This is a genomic window from Ornithinimicrobium sp. (genome assembly GCF_051004135.1).
Classification (GTDB): Bacteria; Actinomycetota; Actinomycetes; order Actinomycetales; family Dermatophilaceae; genus Ornithinicoccus.
This window is the reverse complement of sequence record NZ_JBPCKQ010000171.1, coordinates 16,524-30,405: the sequence shown is the minus strand read 5'-3', so window position 1 is coordinate 30,405 and position 13,882 is coordinate 16,524. Positions and strand designations below refer to the sequence as shown.

Below are 13,882 nucleotides of genomic sequence, written 5' to 3'. Positions count from 1 at the left end.
AACGGGACGCGGGTGTAGACCTATGGGTGAGGTTTCCGACTCGTCGGGAGCCTCCGGCGGCGGTAGTTCGAGGACCCACGCGCGGGCAGTCCACTGATGGACCGGTCCTGGTGGGCTTGACCCACCTGGACGGCTGAGAGCACGCTCTGATCGCTCAGGCGCCACCGCCGCGAAGACGCCTCGGCAACGGGGCGTCTTCGCACGTCCGAGGACGTCATCGATCTGTTCCTATCCCCTGCGGTCGGTGTGGCGACGCGTCGCCGTGGTGGCTTGCAGATCGCGGCGATGCAGGTGCATACTTGAGTCACAGCGCTCCCCTTAGGGGTCGAGCGCGGGCGTTCGGGGCCACCCCCCCAGGTCCTGAACGTCGACGGCCCCGGCTACCCCCCCAGCCGGGGCCGTCCCCTACTTTGCGGTGCGTTGCACGGTCCCGTTCCGGTCCGGCCGGTGGGCTGTTCAGCGTGGACTATGCATTGCCCCCAGATGCGAGGCAGCACCGGTCGTCCACATCCTCGACCCGTAGCCCCGACCGTCCACAGTCCCGGGCCGGGTTCTGGCGTCGAGCATCCTCTCGCAGCAGCGTGAGGTCATGCACACCACATCCGAAGCAAGCGTCATCGGCGTCGTCGGGCTCTCCGGCGGCGTCGGCGCCTCGACCGTATCGGCTGCACTCGCGGTGCGAGCTGCGCAGGCCGGGCGCACCGTGTTGCTCGTGGACGGACACCCGCTCGGTGGTGGGTTGTATCTGTTGCTGGGCGACGACCTGCAGGGAGACCTCGGGTGGGCACAGCTCGCGCAGACAAGGGGCGAGGTGGACATCGAGGCCGTGTTGTCCCGTCTGCACACTGCTGCCGGATGCGCGGTCCTGACCTGGGGCCGCGCGCTGCCGCGTGCGGCCGAGTCGGCCCCCGACCCCTCGCTCTGGTGCCAGCTCGCGACGGCGGTGGATGTCACGGTCGTGGACCTGCCCGGCCCAGGGCGTCGCGGAGCCCGGCCCTGGCTGCGCGGCTGCACGGACGTCGTGGCCGTGGTCGGCGCCGGGGTGACCGGGATGGCGGCCGCGATGGCCGGACTCGATGCGCTGGGTCTGTCCCGATGGGTGCCGGCCCCCCACCTGGCGGGGGCGCTGGTGCGCAGCACCCACGACGTCCCGCCGACCGTTGCCGTGGCCCGGGCGCTCGACATGCCCGTGCTGGGCGTGCTCCGAGACGACCCGGAGGTCCATCGCGCCCTCAACGCCGGTGCCCCGGTGGGAGCCAGGTCAGGTCCGGTGCAGCGGGTGGCCGACGAGATCCTGGCCTCGATCCTGGTCGGGGACCAAGGCGCGGCATGAGTGGGGTCGACCCGGCCGTGGTGGCGCAGATCCGCCGGGGCCGCCTGCCCACCGTGGAGCGGGTCGAGCAGGTGGCCGCCACGCACACGGTGCGCCTGGGCAGCGAGGGCAGCGCCCAGCTGCGGGAGCAGCTGCATACGACGCTGCTCGGTCTGGGGCCCCTGCAGGAGCTGGTCGCCGACGAGCGGGTGAGCGATGTGCTGGTCAACGGAGACCGTGGGGTGTGGGTGGATCGAGGTCGCGGACTGGAGGCCACCACCGTCAGCCTCACCGACGACCGGTCGCTGCGCCGGCTCGCCGTGCGCCTGGCGGGGCTGGCAGGACAACGCCTGGACGATGCGGCACCCTACGTCGACGGGCTGCTGCCGGGCGGCGTCCGGCTGCATGCCGTCCTCCCGCCCCTGGTCGAAGGGGCTGCGCACGTCAGCCTGCGGATCCCTCGCCGGGTCGTGCCCGCTCTGGGGGACCTGCGGGACTGGGGCATGCTCGACGACGACCTGGCGCAGGTGCTGACCGCGCTCGTCCGGCGACAGGTCTCCTTCGTGATCGGGGGAGGCACGGGCACCGGCAAGACGACCCTGCTGGCCGCGTTGCTCGCGCTCGTGCCGGCTCGCGAGCGCATCGTCGTGGTCGAGGACACTCGCGAGCTGCGCATCGCACACCCGCACGTCGTGCACCTGCAGGGGCGCGGTCCCAACGTGGAGGGGCGCGGCGAGATCACGCTGGCCACGCTGGTGCGCCAGTCCCTGCGGATGCGCCCCGACCGCCTGGTCCTCGGCGAGGTCCGCGGCGCCGAGGTCCGCGAGATGCTCACCGCGCTCAACACCGGCCACGAGGGCGGGTGCGGGACAGTCCACGCCAACTCGGCCGGTGACGTGCTGGCCAGATTCGAGGCGCTGGGGGCGTTGGCCGGCATGGACACCGCCGCAGTGCGCGCTCAGGTCGGCTCCGCGATCCAGGTGGTGGTGCAGCTGACTCGGTGCGACGGGGTGCGGCGGGTCCACGAGGTGGCGGTGCTGCAGGGGCGGGGAGCCGAGGCCGTCGTCCGTCCGGCACTCACCCGAGGGTTGGCTGGCATGGTCACCGGGCCCGGTCACTCCGAGCTGCGCAGACTGCTCGATGGGAGCCCGTGATGTTGACCTCGGCAGCACTGCTTGCCCCGGCGCTGACGGCGCTCGCCGTGCTGGTATGGCCGGGGCAAGCGGGCGCCCGGGCCCTCGCGGCGATCGCGCACCCACGGGGATCGCCGGCGCTGGACCCGGCACCGGCTCCTCCGAACCGTGCGCTGGACATCCTCGGATCGGCCCGTCGGCTGAGCCCACGTGGCTGGCGGATCCGATCCGAGAAGGTGACCGACGCCGAGGTGCTGGGTCTGTTGGACGCGTTGGCCCCCGCGCTGCGGGCAGGGCTCACGCCAGGAGAGGCGCTGCGAGTCTCCTTGGCCGCCGGGGGCGGGGGGCACCTCGCGCAGACGCTTGCGCCGGTGACCCAGGCGGCCGCCGCGGGAGGCTCCGCCGGTGCGACGTGGGAGCGCGTCGCCGAGCGCACCGGCCATCCCGATCTGGCGACGCTGGCTCGCGCCTGGGCGGTCAGTGAGCGGCTCGGGTGCTCCCTGTCCCACGCCGTCGAGCAGACCGCCCGGTCGTCTCGCGATCGCACCCAGACCCAGCAGCGGCTGGCCTCGGCCACCGCCGGCACGAGGGCGACCAGCACACTGTTGACCCTGCTGCCCATCGGGGGCATCGGTGTAGCGCCGGTGCTCGGGCTGGACCCGGTGCGGCTCTACGGCACCCCGGTCGCCTTCGCCTGCCTGCTCGTCGGCGGATTGCTGATCGTCCTCGGGCGTTGGATCGTGCAGCGGATGGTCCGGCGCGTCGAGGCCGAGGTCGCATGATGGCCGGGCGATGACGGCCACGTTGACCGCTCTCGCCGCCGCGGCTGTGGCGGCAGGCGCGGTACTGATGTGGCCCCGACCCAACGCCGCGTGGCGGCCTGCCGGGCGGAGGGCGAAATGTGGCGCCAGGCGCGGCGACGATCACCTCGGCACCAGCGTTCCGGAGGTCCTCGACCTGCTCTCGCTGGCCCTGCGCGGCGGGGCCGACGTGCAGTCTGCGGTGCAGCGGGTGGCCGCGGTCGTGGGTGGTCGCGCTGGGCGCGAGCTGGGCTCGGTCACCGCCGCCCTGGCGTGGGGCCTGGATGAGGACGCTGCTTGGGGCCAGGCGCCGGTCCACTGGGCCCCCGCGCGTCGCGCCCTGGCCCTGGCGGCCACGGCAGGGGTGCCACCTGCCCAGCTGTTGGCCGACACCGCCACCGACCTGCGCCGGGACACGCTCGCCGGCATCGAGGTGGCCACTGCCCGGCTCGCCGTGCGGCTGGTGCTGCCCCTCGGCCTGGCGTTCCTGCCCGCCTTCCTGCTGACGACGGTCGTCCCGGTCGTGCTGGCCCTGGCCCAAGAGGTGGTGGGTTCGGTGTAAGCATGGCCCTCCCCTCCGAGGGTCGGACTCAGCCGTCCGCACTCCGCACGTCCGTATGACCGAAGTCATCGCCTTTGAAGAGCAGCTCCTCACCGGTCACCTGCGCGAGCGCGTAGGCGAAGCAGTCGCCGAAGTTGAGCCTGGCCGAAGACCCGGAGCCTCGGCCGAACCGCAGGTGGGCGGTCCTGGCAAGCGCGAGCTGGTCATCGTCGACGGGCACCGTGACCGCGCCCGCGATCGTGAGGAAGTCATCGAGCAGACGCTGCCGCGGCGGGCCGACCACGAGTGATGCCTCAAGCACGGTGGCGACCGAGATGTGCACCCGATCAGCCGACTCCAGCAGCTGGGCAAATCTGTCGGCCTCCGGCTCCGCCTGCAGGATCGCGACGACGGCCGACGTGTCGAGGATCATCGAGGGAGGCCGTGTCCGTCGTAGAGCTCGGCATCGGTCAGCAGGGGTTGGTCGATGGTGCGGCTCTGCGCTGCCAGCTCGAGCAACCGCTGTGCGGTCCCGCTGCGACGTGCCTCCTCGCCGGCCAGCGCCTCGCGCAAGGCCTCTCGCACCGCGCCCGTGGCGGAGGTTCCGCGCCGGGCCGCCAGCTCCCGAGCAAGCCGGTGCACCTCAGGGTCCTTGATGTTCATCGTCGTCATTCACGTATTCTACCGTCAGACGGTAGAACAGGCCGTCGCATGGTGTGCAACGTGCTTCCTCGTGAACCGCGCTGCTGCTTCCCCAGCGGTTGAGTACATCGCGCAGGCACAATGAGTAGGGCCGTGCATGGTGGCGGCGAACCGACGGTGATTGCCTGGGGGGATCAGCTCGGCGGTGTGCCGGGCGTGACGGCAGGGAGAACACCATGAACGTCTATCGGCGCACGACATACCGCCTCCGCGCCGCGGTAGGGATGGCCGCGGTCAGCGTGCTGCTCCTGAGCTCGGGAGCATCCGCTCAGGACGAGGAGATGATCCTTGCCGACTTCCCCGCCGGTGTGGCGTGCGAGTTCCCCGTCCGACTGGAGTTCCCGGCGCCCTCCCGCACGGACTTCGGCGACGGTGTGCTGTTCGCGGGACGGAACGGACCCCTCACGATCACGAACCTCGCCACGTCCGAGAGTCTGGTCCAGCCCACGCGTGGGACGCAGGTCCGCTTGGTCTCCGTGGCGCCGGACGGGACGCAGACCCAGTCGGCGAGCGGCAACCTCGTCCTGGCCCTGTTCCCCACCGACGTCCCCGCGGGTCCGTCCCTGGTCTTGTATGTGGGACGCCTCGTCTACACGATCTCACCGGAGGGGGTGTACACCATCGTGTCGCAGGAGGGTAGGACGGTCGACCTCTGTGCCGCGTTGTCCTGAGGGTCGGGTCCATCGGACCCGAGTGGGGCGACGACGGCGCAGACGAGAGTTCCAGCTCCGCGCCCTCTCCGGGTTGCTCATTTTGCAGTTGGGCCGCTCGCTAGGTGGCCGGTGGCGTCCTTTCCGGCAGCTTTCCACTCCCACCCAGCGGCGATCAGTTGCGACACACCGAGGGCGAGCGCTCCGTAGGCAGTCCGGTCACCGGTGCCGGCCAACAGACCCCAGATTCCGCCGCAGGTGAAGAGCAGTCCGAGGAGCAGCCATGCGCGCACTTGGCGGTGAAAGCGGCCTCGCGCGATGGCACTCGGTCGACCAGATGCGAGGCGTAGCCGGCGACCGGTCCGTACTCCTGTTCTGCGGGACGGCCGGTCTGGACGAGGTGCGCCTGAGCCTCCCGCACGGCTCGGGCGGTGTGGGCGGATGTCCAGTCGTATCGGCCCCGCAGCAGGCCGGAGAGTCGGCGCAGCCAGGAGGCATCGTCCAGCTTCTCCGCACCCAGTTCTGTCGACAGATCGTGATCGGAGGCGTGAGCACCGCAAAGGCCACGACGGTGCGCTTCTTGTAGCTCGTGATGCGGAGGCTGGCCCTGATGTCATCGCGAGCGAGACCTCGGTGCGGGAACTCGGCGAGCCCCTCGCCGTATGTGATGACCTTGTCGACGTAGCCCGCCGCGATCTGGGGTGCCGCAGCGTCGACGATGTACCGGTAGAGATCCTTCAAGTGGTCTTCGGCCTCCGGTGTGAAAACCACGCGGTACGTCACTGTGCCGCGGTCCGCTTCCGGGTCAGACGCACTCGCAACATGTCGGCCTCGATGCCGCGCGAGGGGTCGGCGACGAGGGCGTCGTACGCCTCGGCGACCTCGCTGTGCAGCCATGCCTCGACCGCCTGGTCCCGCGCCCACAATGCCCGAAGGCCCTCCCGGACAACTTCACTTTCGCTGGCGTACTCACCAGACTGGACGCGCTCGCGCAGTACGTCTGCCATCTCGTTGGGCAACGTGATGCTGAGCTGTCGGGTGGTTCGCATGGTCGACTCCTCCTGTGAGTAGGACTCAATCCTACTCCAGGCGGGGCATCGACCAACTCTTGTCGGGCGCCCCTGCGGTCCTCACCACCTCCTCGTGCACATCTCTCCTCGGCATGCGCCGTCGTCCACAGATCGCTCGGCCGACCTGGTGCACCCGTGAGGGTATGGCTGACCGTGATCTCAGTGGGCCGGATGGTCCGCCGCCGGGACGCTTGCGCGCCTGGGTAACGGAAGGGGTAAAGGATGAGGATCCGACGCCGCATCAACAACGGCCGACAGGCGCTGATGCGCAAGGGCATGGACGCAGGCATGACCACAGCCGAATATTCTGTAGGCACTCTGGCCGCGTGCGCCTTTGCGGCCGTGCTGCTCGTGATCGTGAAGTCCGACGGCGTCAAGTCGTTGGTGACCGACGTGATCACCACAGCGCTGTCGGTCGGACTGTGATGGCGGGCGGGCACCGGGAGCGGGGGATGGCCACCGCCGAGCTGGCCCTGGTCGTCCCCGCCGTCGTCCTGGTGCTCGCCCTCTGTCTGTCGGGGTTGGGACTGGCCATCGACCAGGTGCGGTGCGTGGATGCGGCGTGGGTGGCGGCCCGCGCCGCATCCCGCGGGGAACCCGTAGAGGAGGTGGCCGCACACGCCAGTCAGGGGGCACCCGACGGCTCCCGGGTCAGCGTGACCCGCCGCGGTCAGGACGTCCAGGTGACGGTCACGGCCCCCTATCGACGGCTTCGGCTGCCGGGGCTGCCGGCAGCCCGTGCCACGGCATCAGCACCGGTCGAGCCGGTGGTGGATGGATGACCAGGCTCGGCAGGTCGATGCTTCAGCGACCACGGTATGGAACGGCCGGATGGTCGGCGCCGCGACGGGCAGCGAGAGAGCGTGGCTCGGCCACGGTGCTGGGCCTGGCGGTGATCGCCGTGGTGCTCTCGGTGTGGATCGCGGCGGTGGTTCTCGGGGCCGTGATCCTCGCCGGCGGCCGCGCGCGCACCGCTGCCGATCTGGCGGCCGTGGGCGGTGCTCAGGTCCTGTTGAACGCAGCGGCCGAGGAGTCCGGGGCATGCGGGCGGGTCGAGCAGGTGGCCCGGGACAACGGCGCCGATCTCGTCTCGTGCGCGCTCAGGTCGCCGAAGTCGGCTGATCAAGGCCCGACGATCGAGGTCCTGGTGGAGGTGCCGACCGGGCTGTCCGCCTGGCCGTCGGTGCAAGCGCGCGCTCGTGCCGGCTTGGTGGCCGCCGACGGATGAGGAGTCGATAGCGGTCGAGTGCTGCCCGCCATGACCCGGCGGGGACACTCTTCTCGCTGCTACTTCCGCGGCGGGGGTGGCGCCGGCGGGATGCTCTGCGTGGTGCCGCCGGAGTCGCCTCGACCCGATGTGCCGTCGCGGTCCGTGGTGGAGTCATCCGTCGTGCGGTCCCGTGCGCTGGTGTCGTCCCGCCGTGCCGCGCTGTCGTCTTTGCGTGAGCTGGTGTCGTCCCGCCGGCCCGCACCGTCGCCTCGGCGTGAGCTCTTGTCAGCGTCCTTCTTGCGACCGGAGTCGCTCGATGCGGCGTCGCGCCGGGAGTCGCTGTCGCTCGATCGACGCTTCCGGTCGTGCGACTCGCCCTGGCCACCCTCCTGCTCGTGGGTTTTGGCCTCCTTGCGCAGCTTCTTGACCTCGGCGCGCTTGGCGCCCGACTGCTTCAGGCCGATACTCAGCAGCACGCTGCCGATCGAGAGCACCAGCACCGTGGCCGCGCCGAGCAGGAACAGGCCCAACGGGGTGATGTCGGCGCTGAAGACGAACCAGTCGATGGACATCGCCGGCTGGCCGCCGGTGGCGATCAGCACATAGATCACCACGATCACGGCAACCAACACGAGGATCAAACCGAGTGCGAACATCGCGCCCACCTTCCAGACACCGACTTAGGACGAGTCCGAGCCTAGCCGAGGCGTGTGGTCTGCGCCGGTCGGCGCAGCAGGTGTCGCAGCACCTTCTCGGCTCCTCCCTTGTCCAGCGGCTCGTTGCCGTTGCCGCACTTGGGCGACTGGACGCAGGAGGGGCAGCCGGTGGAGCAGTCGCAGTCGCGGATGGTCTCCAGCGTGGCGCTCAGCCACGGCACGATCCGCTCGAAGCCGCGGCGGGTGAAGCCGGCGCCTCCGGGGTAGCCGTCGTAGACCAGGACGGTGGGCACCCCGGTGTCGGGGTGGCAGGCGGTGGACACCCCGCCGATGTCCCACCGGTCGCACGTGGCGATCAGCGGCAGCAGACCGATCGAAGCGTGCTCGGCGGCGTGCAGGGCACCCGGTATGTCGGGCTCGGCCACTCCGGCCCGGCTCAGCTGGTCGGGGGTGAGGGTCCACCACACCCCCTGCGTGTGCAGCGTGCGCACCGGCAGGTCCAGCGGGTGCTCGCCGATCACCTCACCGCCGGGGAGCCGGCGCAGGAACGAGGTCACCTGTTGGGTGACCTCCACGGCGCCGAAAGCCAGCTGCCCCGGTCCCAAAGATCCCTCGTGATCCGCGGCGACGATGGTGAAGTCGCTGCTGGAGCGCGCTTGCGTGCTCCAGCCGGGATCGCCCGCGACGACCAGCGCGCTCGCGTCGTCCAGGTCGAGCGCGGTCACGACATACGAGCGTCCCTGGTGCACGTAGACCGCGCCGGTGTGCACGACGGCGGGGGCCCGGGCCGCGTCGACGGTGCCGAGCACTCCGCCGGTGGCGCTCTCCACGATCCGGACCGGGGTGCCTGCGGTGCGCAGCTGCACATGGTCGGTCGCCCGTTCGGGTCGGGCCCAGAACCACCCGGTCGCGCGGCGGCGCAGCAGCCCGCCGCGGACCAGGGCGTCCGCCAGGTCGGCCACGCCCTCGCCGAACCATGCGGTGTCGGCCTCGGTCAGCGGCAGCTCGGCCGCTGCCGCGGCCAGGTGCGGGGCGAGCACGTGCGGGTTGGCCGGGTCCAGCACGCTGGCCTCCACCGGCGCGTCGAAGATCCGCTCCGGGTGGTGCACCAGATAGCTGTCGAGGGGGTCGTCGGCGGCGACGAGCACGGCCAGGGACTCGGCCCCGGTCCGCCCGGCGCGGCCGGACTGCTGCCAGAACGACGCGAGCGTGCCGGGCCACCCGGCCAGGAGCACAGCGTCCAGACCGGCGATGTCGATCCCGAGCTCCAGGGCGGTGGTCGCGGCCAGCCCGACGAGGTCACGGTCGCGCAGCCGGGTCTCCAGCGCGCGCCGCTCCTCCGGCAGGTAGCCACCCCGGTAGGCCGCGACCGACCCCGCCAGTCCCGGGTCCAGCGCCTCCAGCGAGCGCTGCGCCGCCTGAGCCACCACCTCGACGCCGACCCGGGACCGGGCGAAGGCCACCGTCTGCACCCCCCGGGCCACCAGGTCCGTCAACAGGTCCGCGGTCTCGGCGACCGCGCTGCGCCGGGTGCCCTGCTCGTCCAACGGCGGCTCCCACAGCCCGAAGGTCGCCGCCGCCCGGGGCGAGCCGTCGTCTGTCACGGCGACAACCGGCTGCCCGATGAGCGTGGCGGCGTGGGTCTGTGGCTCGGCCACGGTCGCCGAGGCCAGCACCACCGTGGGGTGGGCTCCGTAGCGCGCGGCCACCCGCAGCAGCCGGCGCAGCACCGCAGACACGTGCGCGCCGAACACGCCGCGATAGACATGGCACTCATCCACCACGACATAGCGCAGCGCCCGCAGGAACGGCGACCACCGCTCGTGGCCGGGCAGCAGCGAGTGGTGCACCAGGTCGGGGTTGGTCAGCACGTAGTGGGCGTGCTCGCGGATCCAGCGGCGCTCCTCGCTCGGGGTGTCCCCGTCGTAGGTGGCCGAGCGGATGCCGGGCACCGCCAGCCGCGCGAGCCGGGCCTCCTGGTCGGCGGCCAGGGCCTTGGTGGGGGACAGGTAGAGCGCGGTCGCGCCGCGACCCGAGGGCGCATCGGTCCCCTCGCTCAGTGCGGTCAGCACCGGCACCAGATAGCCCAGCGACTTGCCCGAGGCCGTGCCGGTCGCACACACCGCGTGGGTGCTGGCCCGGGCCAGCTCGGCGACCTGCGCCTGGTGGCTCCACAGCCGCGCGATCCCCGCCCCCGAGCACGCCGCATACACCGTGGGTGCGACCCACTGCGGCCACGGTGCCGTCCGCTCGCTGCGCGCGGGCAGGATGCGGGTATGCAGCAGTGCCGACCCGCGAGCACCCCGGGCCAGGTGTGCCAGCGTGGCGGCGGGGAAGGTAGGAGTCGCGGTCACGGTAGGGACACGGTATGTGGCGCATTGAGTCCAGGGGTGCGCCCTGGTCTACTGTGAGCCGCACCATCGCCCGATCCAGCGCCGGATCACTCTTTGCCATGCCACACGGAGGAAGCACATGACACCGATCGTCACGCAGCAGGTCGATCTCGGCGCGGGGGGAATCTCCATCGTCATCGTGGTCCTGCTGATCTCGGTCGCCGCACTGGTGATGGGACTGAAGTTCCGCAAGGAGGTGCTCGTCAACTCACCGGGGACGGCCAGGATGCAGGAGATCGGCGCCGCGGTCCAGGAGGGCGCGCAGGCGTTTCTGCGCCGGCAGTTCCTGACCTTGAGCATCTTCGTGGTGATCGCGTTCTTCCTGCTCCTCGCGTTGCCGGCCGACGGGCTCGACATCCGCATCGGCCGGTCGGCCTTCTTCGTGCTCGGCGCAGGCTTCTCGGCGGCCATCGGCTACCTGGGGATGAGCCTGGCCACCGAGGCCAACATGCGGGTGGCCGAGGCGGCCCGCACCTCCGGACGCGACCTGGGGATGAAGATCGCCTTCCGCACCGGCGGCACCGTCGGGATGTTCACGGTCGGGCTGGGGCTGCTGGGCGCGGCGCTGGTGGTGCTGTTCTACCAGGGCGACGCGCCCAAGGTCCTCGAGGGCTTCGGCTTCGGCGCCGCGCTGCTGGCGATGTTCATGCGGGTCGGCGGTGGCATCTTCACCAAGGCCGCCGACGTCGGCGCCGACCTGGTCGGCAAGGTCGAGGCGGGCATCCCCGAGGACGACCCGCGCAACGCAGCGACCATCGCCGACAACGTGGGCGACAACGTGGGGGACTGCGCCGGCATGGCTGCCGACCTCTTCGAGTCGTATGCCGTCACGCTGGTCGCGGCGCTCATCCTGGGCACCGCAGCGCTCGGGGCACAGGGGCTGACCTTTCCGCTGATCGTCCCGGCCATCGGCACGCTGACCGCGATCATGGGGGTCTTCATCACCAAGGCTCGCCCCGGGGAGAGCGGGCTGGCCGCCATCAACCGTGGCTTCTACCTCTCCGCGATCACCGCCGGGGCGGCCTCCTTCGTGGCCGCGCTGATCTTCCTGCCGTGGAGTCTGGACGGCAGCGGCTCCGAGCTGGCCATCTTCGGTGCGGTGACGGAGAGCCCGGACCTCAACCCGGCGTTCCGCGGCGGCCTGGCGGTGTTGCTCGGCATCGCCCTGGCGGCCTTCATCCTGTGGCTCACCGGTCACTTCACCGGCACCGAGAAGAAGCCCACGCAGGACGTCGCCCGGACCTCGCTGACCGGGCCGGCCACGGTGGTGCTCTCCGGCATCGGGCTGGGTCTGGAGTCGGCGGTCTACACCGCGGTCACGATCGCCGGCGCGGTCTACCTGCTGTTCACCCTCGGCGGCGGATCCTTGATCCTGTCGTTGTTCTTCGTCGCGCTCGCAGGGTGCGGTCTGCTCACCACCGTCGGGGTGATCGTGGCGATGGACACCTTCGGCCCGGTCTCGGACAACGCCCAGGGCATCGCCGAGATGTCCGGCGACGTCGACGGCGAAGGGGCAAAGATCCTCACCGAGCTCGACGCGGTGGGCAACACCACCAAGGCGATCACCAAGGGCATCGCCATTGCCACCGCGGTGCTCGCGGCCACCGCCTTGTTCGGCTCCTACTTCGACGCGGTGCAGCAGGCGCTGGACGATCTCGACGGGGCCACCCTCGAGGAGGGCGCCTCGATCGCACAGTCGTTCCTGGTGTTCGACCCGCGGGCGCTGGTCGGGGTGCTGCTCGGCGGCTCCGTGGTGTTCCTGTTCTCCGGGCTGGCGATCAACGCGGTCACCCGCGCCGCCGGTGCCATCGTGTTCGAGGTGCGTCGCCAGTTCCGCGAGATGCCCGGCATCATGAACTACACGCAGAAGCCGGAGTACGCCAAGGTCGTCGACATCTGCACCAAGGACTCGCTGCGCGAGCTGGCCACGCCCGGACTGCTCGCGGTCTTCGCCCCGATCGCGGTCGGCTTCGCCCTCGGCGTCGGGGCCCTGGCTGGCTACCTCGCGGGGGCCATCGGCACCGGGGTGTTGATGGCGGTCTTCCTGGCCAACTCCGGCGGCGCCTGGGACAACGCCAAGAAGATCGTGGAGGACGGCAAGCACGGCGGCAAGGGCACGGCCGCCCACGAGGCGACCATCATCGGCGACACCATCGGCGACCCGTTCAAGGACACCGCCGGCCCGGCGATCAACCCGCTGATCAAGGTGATGAACCTGGTGGCGCTGCTGATCGCACCGGCCATCGTCACCATGTCGGTGGGCGACGACGCCAACCCGCTGCTGCGCTGGAGCATCGCCCTGGTCTCGGCGGCGATCATCGTCGGCGCCGTCTGGGTCAGCAAGCGGCGCGGCCTGGCCATCGCAGAGGACTCCACCCATGACGTTGCGGCTCCCTGAGCCACGGCATACCGCCACCCTGCCCGATCCGACCGGCTAGGCGGAGGGACTGCCTATGGTGCTCGTCAGCAGTGGTGACGCGGTGTCGGCCGGCGCGTCGCAGCTGTTGCGACGCCTGCTGACCGACGAGGAGACCTACCGTCGGTGGTGGCTGCCCTACGCGCAGCGGCGCCGGGGGGAGGAGCTGCACCTGGGTGCTGTCGCTGCGGTGCTGGCAACGTACCTGGGCGACATCGGGGAGCTGCGCCAGGACCAGCAGGGCCGAGCGCGGGTGCCGCGCAGTCTCAGCGACGCGGTCAGCCGGGCGCTGCTGGGCCGGCTGAGCATGCGCTACCTCGAGTGGTTCGTGGCCGCCTTCGAGATCCGGCCCGAGCACCGGGACGAGCTGTGGGTCACCTTCGCCGGTGACCAGGGAGCCCCGGGTCTCACACGGGCCGCCGCCGGCGACGCGCCCCCGACCGGGGGCCGGGGGTATCGGACCGTGTCCTTGGAGGACCTGCATGTCGTCGGCGCCGACCGGGTCCCGCAGACCCACCGCACGGTCCAGGTGGTGCGTGCCCTGGACCCCCTGCGCAGCTATCACCTGCGCTTCGACACCGCGGCCCTGATGGTCGACGTCGTGCGCGGTGGACGGCCCAGCGCAGTCTACGAGGCCGACCAGCCCGGCGTGTGGGCCACCGACATCCATCTGCACGACACCGTCGCGCCGGGGGAGACGGCCGTGGTGGAGTACTGCACGGTCTTCGGCTACCCCGAGCCGCCGCCGCCGCTGTTCCGGCGCGCCTTCAGCCGGACCGTGGGCTCGGTCGACCTGCAGGTGCGCTTCCATCCCGCCCAGCTGCCCCAGCACGTATGGCGAGCCACCTGGGAGGGGTGGGCCGACCCGCCGATCGAGCTGGTGCGGCAGGAGGTGGGCGCGGACCACACCGTGCACTGGTCGGGCACCCAGGTGCAGGAGACCATGATCGGCTTCACGTGGGTGTGGTGAGCGCGAGCCACGTCTCGCCCGCGCTGCTG

General features: G+C 71.3%; 16 protein-coding genes. 10 read left to right on the top strand and 6 right to left on the bottom strand.

Going from position 1 to position 13,882, the window contains the following annotated elements; translation table 11 throughout:
* Positions 1-589 precede the first annotated feature (589 nt).
* The 4 genes from ACR2FV_RS11760 to ACR2FV_RS11745 are packed head-to-tail and all read left to right on the top strand — an operon-like array spanning position 590 to position 3,807.
* Positions 590-1,333: a cellulose synthase operon protein YhjQ/BcsQ gene (locus tag ACR2FV_RS11760; protein ID WP_434015883.1), complete on the top strand. Its 744-nt coding sequence runs from the start codon at positions 590-592 to the stop codon at positions 1,331-1,333.
* Positions 1,330-2,466 carry a TadA family conjugal transfer-associated ATPase gene (locus ACR2FV_RS11755; RefSeq protein ID WP_434015882.1) on the top strand — a complete coding sequence of 379 codons (1,137 nt, stop codon included), beginning with the start codon at positions 1,330-1,332 and terminating at the stop codon, positions 2,464-2,466. Before ACR2FV_RS11760 ends, ACR2FV_RS11755 begins: the two co-directional genes overlap by 4 nt.
* Positions 2,466-3,227: a type II secretion system F family protein gene (locus ACR2FV_RS11750; protein WP_434015881.1), complete on the top strand. Its 762-nt coding sequence runs from the start codon at positions 2,466-2,468 to the stop codon at positions 3,225-3,227. Before ACR2FV_RS11755 ends, ACR2FV_RS11750 begins: the two co-directional genes overlap by 1 nt.
* Positions 3,228-3,237: 10 nt before the next feature.
* Positions 3,238-3,807, top strand: coding sequence for a type II secretion system F family protein (locus ACR2FV_RS11745; protein ID WP_434015880.1), 570 nt, complete (start codon positions 3,238-3,240; stop codon positions 3,805-3,807).
* 28 nt (positions 3,808-3,835) lie between these two features.
* Here the strand turns inward: ACR2FV_RS11745 and ACR2FV_RS11740 are convergent, their stop codons facing one another.
* Together ACR2FV_RS11740 and ACR2FV_RS11735 are read right to left on the bottom strand one after the other, a co-directional pair.
* Complete coding sequence (locus ACR2FV_RS11740; protein WP_434015879.1) at positions 3,836-4,219, bottom strand: type II toxin-antitoxin system VapC family toxin; 384 nt, start codon at positions 4,217-4,219, stop codon at positions 3,836-3,838.
* Positions 4,216-4,458 carry a type II toxin-antitoxin system VapB family antitoxin gene (locus tag ACR2FV_RS11735; protein ID WP_434015878.1) on the bottom strand — a complete coding sequence of 81 codons (243 nt, stop codon included), beginning with the start codon at positions 4,456-4,458 and terminating at the stop codon, positions 4,216-4,218. Before ACR2FV_RS11735 ends, ACR2FV_RS11740 begins: the two co-directional genes overlap by 4 nt.
* A gap of 206 nt (positions 4,459-4,664) precedes the next feature.
* On the opposite strand from ACR2FV_RS11735, the gene ACR2FV_RS11730 reads away from it, so the two are divergent.
* Positions 4,665-5,159: a hypothetical protein gene (locus ACR2FV_RS11730; protein WP_434015877.1), complete on the top strand. Its 495-nt coding sequence runs from the start codon at positions 4,665-4,667 to the stop codon at positions 5,157-5,159.
* Between the two features lie 198 nt (positions 5,160-5,357).
* Here the strand turns inward: ACR2FV_RS11730 and ACR2FV_RS11725 are convergent, their stop codons facing one another.
* Positions 5,358-6,035: a type II toxin-antitoxin system RelE/ParE family toxin gene (locus ACR2FV_RS11725; RefSeq protein ID WP_434015876.1), complete on the bottom strand. Its 678-nt coding sequence runs from the start codon at positions 6,033-6,035 to the stop codon at positions 5,358-5,360.
* Positions 5,918-6,187, bottom strand: a complete 270-nt coding sequence (locus ACR2FV_RS11720; protein ID WP_434015875.1) for a type II toxin-antitoxin system ParD family antitoxin — start codon at positions 6,185-6,187, stop codon at positions 5,918-5,920. Before ACR2FV_RS11720 ends, ACR2FV_RS11725 begins: the two co-directional genes overlap by 118 nt.
* 243 nt (positions 6,188-6,430) lie before the next feature.
* Here ACR2FV_RS11720 and ACR2FV_RS11715 point away from each other — a divergent pair, with 243 nt between their 5' ends.
* Genes ACR2FV_RS11715 through ACR2FV_RS11705 form a run of 3 tightly spaced genes read left to right on the top strand, consistent with a single transcriptional unit; the run spans position 6,431 to position 7,436 of the window.
* Complete coding sequence (locus ACR2FV_RS11715) at positions 6,431-6,634, top strand: DUF4244 domain-containing protein (protein ID WP_434015874.1); 204 nt, start codon at positions 6,431-6,433, stop codon at positions 6,632-6,634.
* Between the two features lie 26 nt (positions 6,635-6,660).
* A complete protein-coding gene (locus ACR2FV_RS11710) occupies positions 6,661-6,990 on the top strand; it encodes a TadE family type IV pilus minor pilin (RefSeq protein ID WP_434015873.1) in 330 nt (109 codons plus the stop codon).
* Between the two features lie 17 nt (positions 6,991-7,007).
* Positions 7,008-7,436, top strand: a complete 429-nt coding sequence (locus tag ACR2FV_RS11705) for an Rv3654c family TadE-like protein (RefSeq protein ID WP_434015872.1) — start codon at positions 7,008-7,010, stop codon at positions 7,434-7,436.
* 59 nt (positions 7,437-7,495) lie between these two features.
* Here the strand turns inward: ACR2FV_RS11705 and ACR2FV_RS11700 are convergent, their stop codons facing one another.
* Together ACR2FV_RS11700 and ACR2FV_RS11695 are read right to left on the bottom strand one after the other, a co-directional pair.
* Positions 7,496-8,074, bottom strand: a complete 579-nt coding sequence (locus ACR2FV_RS11700) for a LapA family protein (RefSeq protein WP_434015871.1) — start codon at positions 8,072-8,074, stop codon at positions 7,496-7,498.
* Positions 8,075-8,115: 41 nt separating this feature from the next.
* Entirely contained in the window at positions 8,116-10,428 is a 2,313-nt protein-coding gene (locus ACR2FV_RS11695; RefSeq protein WP_434015870.1) for a DEAD/DEAH box helicase, read from the bottom strand.
* Positions 10,429-10,546: 118 nt separating this feature from the next.
* Here ACR2FV_RS11695 and ACR2FV_RS11690 point away from each other — a divergent pair, with 118 nt between their 5' ends.
* Positions 10,547-12,865, top strand: coding sequence for a sodium-translocating pyrophosphatase (locus ACR2FV_RS11690; protein WP_434015869.1), 2,319 nt, complete (start codon positions 10,547-10,549; stop codon positions 12,863-12,865).
* 55 nt (positions 12,866-12,920) lie between these two features.
* On the top strand, positions 12,921-13,853 hold the full coding sequence (locus ACR2FV_RS11685; protein WP_434015868.1) for a hypothetical protein: 933 nt from the start codon (positions 12,921-12,923) through the stop codon (positions 13,851-13,853).
* Positions 13,854-13,882 lie beyond the last annotated feature (29 nt).